Annotated in this window: 4 protein-coding genes and 1 pseudogene; 2 read left to right on the top strand and 3 right to left on the bottom strand. The window is 69.1% G+C overall.

Translation table 11 applies throughout. The features are described 5' to 3' along the window. Both WA944_RS00780 and WA944_RS00775 read left to right on the top strand, forming a co-directional pair. Nucleotides 1-200 (top strand): annotated as a pseudogene (locus tag WA944_RS00780) (Bcr/CflA family drug resistance efflux transporter); the annotation flags it as partial. Nucleotides 201-313: 113 nt separating this feature from the next. Next, nucleotides 314-2101 (top strand): MFS transporter, encoded by a 1788-nt coding sequence (locus WA944_RS00775; protein WP_526374583.1) that lies wholly within the window; start codon nt 314-316, stop codon nt 2099-2101. Here WA944_RS00775 and WA944_RS00770 read toward each other — a convergent pair. The 3 genes from WA944_RS00770 to WA944_RS00760 form a co-directional block, all read right to left on the bottom strand. Continuing rightward, on the bottom strand, nt 2098-3465 hold the full coding sequence (locus WA944_RS00770; RefSeq protein ID WP_526374609.1) for an NAD(P)/FAD-dependent oxidoreductase: 1368 nt from the start codon (nt 3463-3465) through the stop codon (nt 2098-2100). The two genes, WA944_RS00775 and WA944_RS00770, sit on opposite strands and share 4 nt — an antisense overlap. A gap of 96 nt (nt 3466-3561) precedes the next feature. Then, nucleotides 3562-4920 (bottom strand): FAD-binding oxidoreductase, encoded by a 1359-nt coding sequence (locus WA944_RS00765; RefSeq protein ID WP_526374585.1) that lies wholly within the window; start codon nt 4918-4920, stop codon nt 3562-3564. Then, a complete protein-coding gene (locus WA944_RS00760) occupies nt 4917-8354 on the bottom strand; it encodes a TM0106 family RecB-like putative nuclease (protein WP_526646094.1) in 3438 nt (1145 codons plus the stop codon). The genes WA944_RS00765 and WA944_RS00760 overlap by 4 nt, the downstream gene beginning before the upstream one ends. Nucleotides 8355-8418: the final 64 nt, after the last annotated feature.

Below are 8418 nucleotides of genomic sequence, written 5' to 3'. Positions count from 1 at the left end.
CGCTGCTGGGGGCCGCCCAGTTCGGCCTCGGCGCTGCCGTCGCCCCGCTGGTCGGGGTGCTCGGCAACGACGAACTGGCGATGGCGGTGGTGATGTCGGCCGGCGTGATGATCGCGTTGGCGGCGTTGTTGGTCACCGGAGTGCACAAGCCCGCGACCGCCGACGCCGTCGCTGGTGAGACCCCCGCCGACTCGGTGTGAATGAGGTGATGCCCGGCGCCGGACTTGTCGGGCTTGCCGTCGATCCGTAGCGTCGGGCCGTCCCCGCTCTGCCCCGCACTGCTTCGACTCACGAGACTGCCGACCACATCACCATGTCCGAAACCGTGACACCGCGCGCCCCGAGTGCCAACCCGTGGCATGCCTTGTGGGCGTTGCTCATCGGCTTTTTCATGATCCTGGTCGACGCCACCATCGTCGCCGTCGCCAACCCGGCGATCATGGCGAGCCTGGACGCCGACTACGACGCGGTGATCTGGGTGACCAGCGCCTACCTGCTGGCGTACGCGGTGCCGCTGCTGGTGGCCGGCGGGCTGGGGGACCGGTACGGACCCAAGAACCTCTATCTGCTGGGCCTGGCGGTGTTCACGGTGGCCTCGCTGTGGTGTGGGCTGTCCGACAGCATCGGCACGCTGGTCGCCGCCAGGGTCGTCCAGGGCATCGGGGCAGCGCTGCTGACACCGCAGACGCTGTCGGCGATCACCCGGACCTTCCCGGCGCAGCGCCGCGGGGTCGCGATGAGCGTGTGGGGTGCCACCGCAGGGGTGGCCACGCTGATCGGCCCGCTGGCCGGCGGGTTGCTGGTGGACCACCTGGGGTGGCAGTGGATCTTCATCGTGAATGTGCCCATCGGTGTCGTCGGCCTGGCGATGGCCGTCCGGTTGGTGCCGGCGCTACCCACACAGAAGCAGGGGTTCGACCTGCCGGGCGTGGTGCTCTCGGCCGTCGGCATGTTCCTGATCGTGTTCGCCCTGCAGGAGGGCCAGGCCTACGACTGGGCGCCGTGGATCTGGGCGACGATCGTCATCGGCGTCGCGGTCATGTCGGCGTTCCTCTACTGGCAGTCGGTCACCAAAGGCGAGCCACTGATCCCGCTGGTCATCTTCAGCGACCGCGACTTCTCGATGTCCAACCTCGGGGTGGCGACCATCGGGTTCGTCGCGACCTCGCTGTTCCTGCCGTTGATGTTCTACGCCCAGTCGGTCTGTGGGCTCTCACCGACCCGGGCCGCCCTGTTGACTGCGCCGATGGCGATCGCGACCGGGGTGCTCGCCCCGCTGGTCGGCAGGATCGTCGACCGGTCACACCCCCGGCCGGTGGTCGGCTTCGGCTTCTCGGTGATCGCGACCGGGCTGACCTGGCTGTCGATCGAGATGACGCCGACGACGCCGATCTGGCGGCTGGTGCTGCCGCTGACGGCGATGGGTGTGGGCATGGCGTTCATCTGGTCGCCGCTGGCGGCCACCGCGACCCGGAACCTGGCTCCACAGCTGGCCGGTGCCGGCTCCGGTGTCTACAACACCAACCGGCAGGTCGGGTCGGTGCTCGGCAGCGCCGGGATGGCGGCGTTCATGGCTTCACGGCTGTCCGCCGAGATGCCGGCCGCAGCGGACGCGGCGCTCCGGACCGAAGGGGCGGCCACCCAACTTCCGGAGTTCCTGCACGCTCCGTTCGCCGCCGCCATGTCGCAGGCGATGCTGTTGCCGGCGTTCGTCGCCCTGGTCGGGGTGATCGCGGCACTGCTGCTGCGCGGGTTCGCCACCGCCCCGGTGGCGCCCGCGGGCCCGGATACCGTGACCGAGGACGAAGGCGACTGGGACGACGGGGTCTTCCACGACGACGATGAGTACGTCGAGTACGTCGTCGACTGGGAGGATGGCGACTGGCAGGATTCGGTCACCGGACCGACCAGCGACAGGCCGACGCGATCCGCAGAACCGGAGTCGGCGGCCGCAGATCCGGAATGGCGCAACATCCTGGATCTGCTGCTGGAAGAACCGCCGTCCGAATCGGGGTCGAACGGTCACGCGCACAACGGGTTCCATGAAGTTGACGACCAAGCTGAAACCCGCGGTGGCCGGCACGCGCGGGAACCGGATTAGCCGGAGTCCATCAGAGCGGCGAGCCGCTGGTTGGCCTTGTCGAGCGCCACCGTGAGCGCACCGATCGCTTTCTCCCGCACCCGCGGCCGGTCCGCCAGGAACTTCGGGAACAGGTCGCGCAGCACGTTCAGGCGTGCCGACTGAAGCCAGTCGAGCAGCTCGGGATCCTTCAGCCACCGGATCTGAGCGCGGTTGTCCGACAACAAGATCCGCAGCCAGTCGACAGGCGCGTCCGGGTGCGGGATGGGTTCGCACAAGTCGTTGCGCGCAGCATCGTCTCGAGCGGAGTCGCCGTAGGCGGCTTCCACGTGGGCGATGAACGCCGCGCTGAACACCTGCTGGCAGCCCCGCACACTCTGCAAGGTGATCCGGTCGCCGTCGAAGACCGGCACCGAAGGGGGCCGGGGCAGACCCGGCGTCGTGCAGTCGACATAGAGCGAGGGCACCGGCACCGGGATCGTGCCCTGCGCCAACACCAGCCGATCCTGCTCCACCCGGTCGATGTGCCCGAGCCGCACCACGTCGTCGATGAGGCGAAGGTGTTCGAGCTCGCCGAGCGACACGATGGCGCAGTGGTACATCGTGGGACGCACCGCCGGGTCCAGGCGGAGCAGGTTCTGGTCGGCCTCCAGCCGGTCGAAGAGGTCCTCGAGTGAGGTCGCCTCGGTGATCGCCGTCATCCGAGTGCTGATCGAGTCACGCAGCTGTCTCACGAAATCCGGCCCGGGCTGGATGTGGGCCCGATTGAGCAGCCACGAGTCACGGGGCATGATCCAGCGCAGCCGCTCGGCCGGAACGCCGTTGCGCATCAGCCACAGGCAGCAGTCCATCCCGGTTTTGCCGCCGCCCACGATCGTGTAGTGCTGGTGGTCCGCGGCCCGGCGGGGCAGGTCGTTCGGGGTGACGATGTCCACCCCGTCGGCGACCGCGAACGGCGGTGCCGGCCTCATGGACTGGACCACGGTCAGCAGGTACGTCGCATCGACCACCCGGCGTCGCACGGACACGGTGTGCTCGGCACCGTCGAGGGTGCGGAATCTGTGGTCGCCCAGATATCGCGTGGCCGGGAAGTAGGACAACCGCCCGGTGGGCAGCAGGTGGTGGCGCATCACCTGGTCGTAATAGGCGCAGACCTCGTGACCGGTCGCCAGCTCGAAGAAGCCTTCGTTCCAGCCGGTGGTGTCGATCGAGTCCTCGTTGCCCAGCGGGAGCGAGTTCACCCCGTAGTACGCGGACGGCTGATGCAGTCGCACGAACGGATACACCGCGTTCCAGTGGCCGCCGGGCTGGTGGTCCTCGTCGACCAGCACAACGGTGGCCTCGGCGTTCTCGGTCAGCAGCGTGTCGACGAACGCCATGCCCATGGCGCCCGCCCCGACGACCAGGTAGTCAGCTTCGATACCCACAACATCGACACGCTACGTGGTCGGCGCCGGGGTCGGCATAACGGTGTGGTGACATCAGCCGAACAGCACTGCGGGGTTCAGATAGCCGTCCGGATCGAACGCCGCCTTGACCGTCCGCATCGCCGCGATGTCGGCGTCGGAGCGAGACATCGAGACGTAGTCCCGCTTGCGTGACCCGACGCCGTGTTCGGAGCTGACGTTGCCACCGCCGCGGGCGATCAACGCCATCATCGCCGAGTACAGGTCGCGTTCGCGGTCCCCGGACAGTGCGCAGCGGACGATGTTGAGGTGCAGGTTGCCTTCCCCGATGTGGCCGAACAGCACCGGGATGGCGTCGGGAGCATGGGTGGCGACCAGCGCTGCGGATTCGTCGGCGAACTGGCGGATACTCGAAAGAGGCAGTGACACATCAAATTTCAGCGGTGGACCGTAGACACCCAACACTTCGGCGACCGACTCGCGCACCTGCCAGAGCCGCTGCTGGGCACTCGAGTCCACGCCGACTGCCGGCTCGTCGGCCAGCGCTGCGGACTCCAGCACGTCGGCCAGCCGTTCGGTCAGATCCGTATCCCCTGAGAGCTCGACGAGTAACTGCCAGGCCCCCTCGACCGGTGCACGGACGCCGACGTGTTCGGCGGTCAGGGCGCTGGCACGAGCGTCGATGAGTTCCAGGGCGGCGATGCCCTCCAGATCGCGGAACACCCTGCCGGTGTCGACGAGCGCGTCGAGGTCGGCGAATCCGCAGATGGCCGTGACCCGCTGACGCGGCGCGAGGTGCAGTCGCAGATCCAGGCCGGTGATCACCCCGAGTGTGCCCTCGGCGCCGACGAACAGCGAGGCCAGGTCGTAGCCGGTGTTGTCGCTGCGGACCTGACTGTGACGGCGCACCACGGTGCCGTCCGGCAACGCCACGTCCAGACCGATGACCTGTTCGCCCATGTTGCCGTAGCACACCGTGCGCAGACCGCCCGCGTTCGTCGAGGCCATTCCGCCCACAGTCGCCGAATCCCGAGCGGCAAGGTCGACACCGAACACCAGCCCGGCCGCGCCGGCCGCACGCTGCACTTCGGCCAGCGTCACGCCGGCGCCGACGTGGATACGGCGTTCCGCCGCGTCGACCGGGCCGACCTCACGCAGTCGCTCGGTCGACAGCAGCACGTCGTCGTGTTCGGGTACGGTCCCGGCCACCAGGGAGGTCCGACCGCCCTGCACGGTGACGCGGACGCCGGCCTCACGGCAGGCGCGCAGTGTCGCGGCGACCTCGTCGGTGACGCCCGGACGCACCAGCACACTGGCACGGCCCCGGTACCGTCCGGTGTGATCGACGCTGCGGCCGGCCAGCACGTCGGCATCGGTGCTGACGTAGCCGGGACCGACGATCGCCTCGAGCCGTCCGGTGAGCGCTTCGGTCACCCCGTGGGTGTATCACATGCGCTCAGAGCCAGGAACGCCCCCAACTCCACCAGGCGGTCGGGAGTGCCCGGCAGATGCTCGGTCAGCTGGGCCGACCGTACGATCACGGCGAGGTACTTCGCCCGGCTGACGGCGACGTTGAGCCGGTTCCTGTTGAGCAGGAAGGTGATTCCGCGCGGTACGTCGTCGGCCGACGACGCCGTCATCGAGACGAACACCACCGGCGCCTGTTGGCCCTGGAACTTGTCGACGGTGCCGGCGCGCACGTCGGTGAGTCCGGCCGCATCGAGTCGGCGTCGGGTGAGCGCCACCTGGGCGTTGTACGGGGTGACGACCAGGACGTCGCTCTGGGACAGTGCCCGGCTGCCGTGTTCGTCGGTCCATGTCGTGCCCAAGAGACCTTCGATGGCCGCGACGATCGTCGCCGCCTCCTCGGGGCTCTCGGTGGAGTTGCCGTCGTGGTCGACCAGCAGCGACCGCACCCCGGGGGTGACTCCGTCGAGCCGACGCGCAGCGGTCACGGCGACGTGTGAGTGCAGTCGGCTGTCGTAGGACAACCGTGAGACCGCGCGGCAGACCTCGGGGTGCATCCGGTAGGAGAGGTCGAGGAAGTAGCCGCGTTCGGGCGGCAGCGTGTGGTGTCCGTCGACGAGCCAGGCCAGGGCGGAGCCGTCGACCGGCTCCGGGTGGGTGCCCTGACTGACCTGCGGTAGCTGCTGGGGGTCGCCGAGCAGCAACAGGTTGCGCGCCGCGCGGGACACCGCGATCGTGTTGGCCAGGCTGAACTGCCCGGCCTCCTCGACGACCAGCAGATCGAGGCTTCCCATCGGGATCCTGTTGTCGTTGGCGAAGTCCCAGGCGGTGCCGCCGACCACACAGCCGTCCTGACCGAGGAAACCGGCGAAATCGTCGGGACCCAGCTCGGTCCATCCGGTGCTCACCGTGTTGGGCTTCTTGCCGACGCGGGAACCGTCCACGCCGGCCTTCAGCACGTCGCCGAACAGGTTCTCGACCACGGCGTGCGACTGGGCCACCACCCCGACCCGCCACCGGTGCCCGCCTACCAGGCCGGCGATCACCTGGGCGGAGGTGTAGGTCTTGCCCGTGCCGGGCGGTCCGTGTACCGCCAGGTAGGACGAGTCCAGGTCCAGCAGCGCGGCGGTGATATCGGCGACGTCGTCTCCGGTGCGCGGCAACGGATGTCCGCTGCGGGTGCGGGGGACCTGGCGCAGCAGGATGTCGGTGATGGCGTCGGCCGGCAGTGCCGGCAGCCCGGCGGCCACAGCCGCGGCGCTGCCGGTGATGGCGTCCTGGAGCGGCTTGGTGTTGAACGGGGCGTCCGGGGTCAGCGCGAACGGCACCTGGTCGAACACCTCACCGTTCTTGGGTTGGCGCTCGCAGATCACGACCTCGGTGGGTGCTTCGGTGTTGTCACACTCCAGCACCGCGACCCGGCCGAACCCCCGGCGGTCCGGGTCGTCGGAAAGTCCTCTGGGCGTGGGCGGATCGTACAGCGCGTACACGTCCCTCGTCAGGTCGCCCGCGGCGATCTCGCCGAACAGCCTGATGTGGCGTTGCGGTTTCCGCGCCCGGGGCGGTTGATGCCAGTCCGCCACGATCTCGTGGTCCTCGGCGATGAAAACGCCCGAGTTGTCCGCCCATTCGTCGACGGGATTGTTGACCCGGTCGAAGTGACCCCACCAGAAGGGTTTGTCTTCACGTTTGTGAAAACCCTTGGCGGCGGCGAACATCGCGACCGCGGTCTGCCCCGGGCTGCGGGCTTCGACACCGTCACCGGCGAACTTCAACATCTTGCGCTCGACCTCATCGGGCGGGTCGGCGACGGCGGCGGGCCCCGGCTTACTCCCGCCGGTGACCTGAACAGGACCGCGCGGCGGTACCCCGGATTCGATGGCGCGGGCCATCAGCCAGTCGCGCAGCCGGTGCGTGGACCGGCAGTCGTAGCGGTTGTACTCCTCGATGTCGCTGAGCACCGTCGCGGCCTCGTCGGTGCGGCCGCCCTCCGTGAGCGCGCAGTAGCGGGCGTACTCGGTGATCGACGCGGTGGCCGTGGTCACCTCACCGCAGCGCAGCTCGGCACCCATATAGAGCGGCTCGAGCGACTTGATGCTGTAGTTCTCCGTGCCCACCCGGATGCTCTTGCGTACCAAGGGGTAAAGGTCGACGAGCACGCCCTCGCGCAACAGTGAGTCGACCTCGTCCTCCCCGACGCCGTAGCGCCCGGCCAGGCGCAGCAGCGTGCTCTTCTCGTAGGCCGCGTAGTGGTAGATGTGCATTCCGGGATAGCGCCGCCGCCGCTTGCGCACCATCGTCAGGAAGTCGACGAGCGCCTGACGTTCGCCGGCCCGGTCGTGGGCCCACAGCGGGGTGAACTGGTCAGCCGCGGTCAGCACACCCCACAGGTATTCCAGCCCCCACTCGCAGCCGTCGACGGTCCACAGCGGGTCACCCTCGAAGTCGAAGAACAGATCTCCCTTGTCGGCGTCGGGCAACACCATCAGCGGTTGCGCATCCACGACCTCGTAGGGCGGCATGCCCTGCACCCGGTCGGCGACCTGCAGCCGAGCCTGCGCGGCCAGCGCCGTGACCGTACGGGTCGACAGCTCGGGAACCGGCCCGCGGTGGCCGGCCAGCTCGTGCACGGCTGTGATGCCCGCGTCGATCAACCGGGCCCGCTGGCTCACGCGCATCCCGGCGACCAGAAGCAGGTCGTCGGACGCGCGGACCTGCTGCTCGCACTCCGTGCAGCGGAAGCAGGCGCGAACGTCGTCCTCCCAGGTCACCGGCTTGCCACCGGTCAGATGAGTGTCCAGTAGCCGTTGCAGCGCGGCCCGGCGTGGCGCGTAGACCGGCAGTAGTTCGGTGACGGGGTAGCTGACCGCGGATCCGTCGCCCAGGACCAGATCCACCTCGGGGGCCACCGGCACTCCCGCGTCGGTCAGCGTCTGCGCGTACGCCGCCAACTGCAGCAGAGCCTCCACCTTGACCGACCGGGCCAGCTTCGTGTCGCGCAACCGGTAGCGGTGCCCCTCGGGGGAGTCCTCGAGCACCAGGAAGTCGGCGAAGCCGACGAATCGACCGTCGAACATGGCGGCCTGGTAGATGACGGGAGCGCGGCGCTCGATCGCGGCCAGTGTCTGCTGGGCCGCGGCCGCCAGCCCCGCCACGGTGTATTCGGGACGGCCGATGACGGTGATGTCGCCGGACTGCGGCTGTTGCCGCAGTTCGTCGAGGTGGCGCCGTTCGTGTTCGTCACCGAGTTCGGCGGTGCGGGTGAGCAGTTCGTCGTCGGTGGTGACCGACGGACCCCAGCCGAGCCGGGCGTCGAACGAGCGCAGCAGCGCGTACTCGCAGCGAGCGGCGGCGGCGAGGTCGGAGGCGCTGTAGATGACCCGATCCTCGCCGACGAACACGCAGCCACTGTAGGCCAGCCCGCCGACACCCCCTGCACCCGCGGAAGCGCATTCCGGGTCGCGC

This window comes from Mycobacterium sp. (genome assembly GCF_049683355.1).
Lineage (GTDB): Bacteria > Actinomycetota > Actinomycetes > Mycobacteriales > Mycobacteriaceae > Mycobacterium.
The sequence above is the reverse complement of the archived record's forward strand: the minus strand, read 5'-3'. Positions and strand labels throughout refer to the sequence as shown.

What these genes read in the sequence shown, in the direction of transcription:
- WA944_RS00775 (WP_526374583.1), top strand. Translation starts at nt 314, where the DNA reads ATGTCCGAAACCGTGACACCGCGCGCCCCGAGTGCCAACCCGTGGCAT.
- WA944_RS00770 (WP_526374609.1), bottom strand. Translation starts at nt 3,465, where the DNA reads ATGGGCATGGCGTTCGTCGACACGCTGCTGACCGAGAACGCCGAGGCC.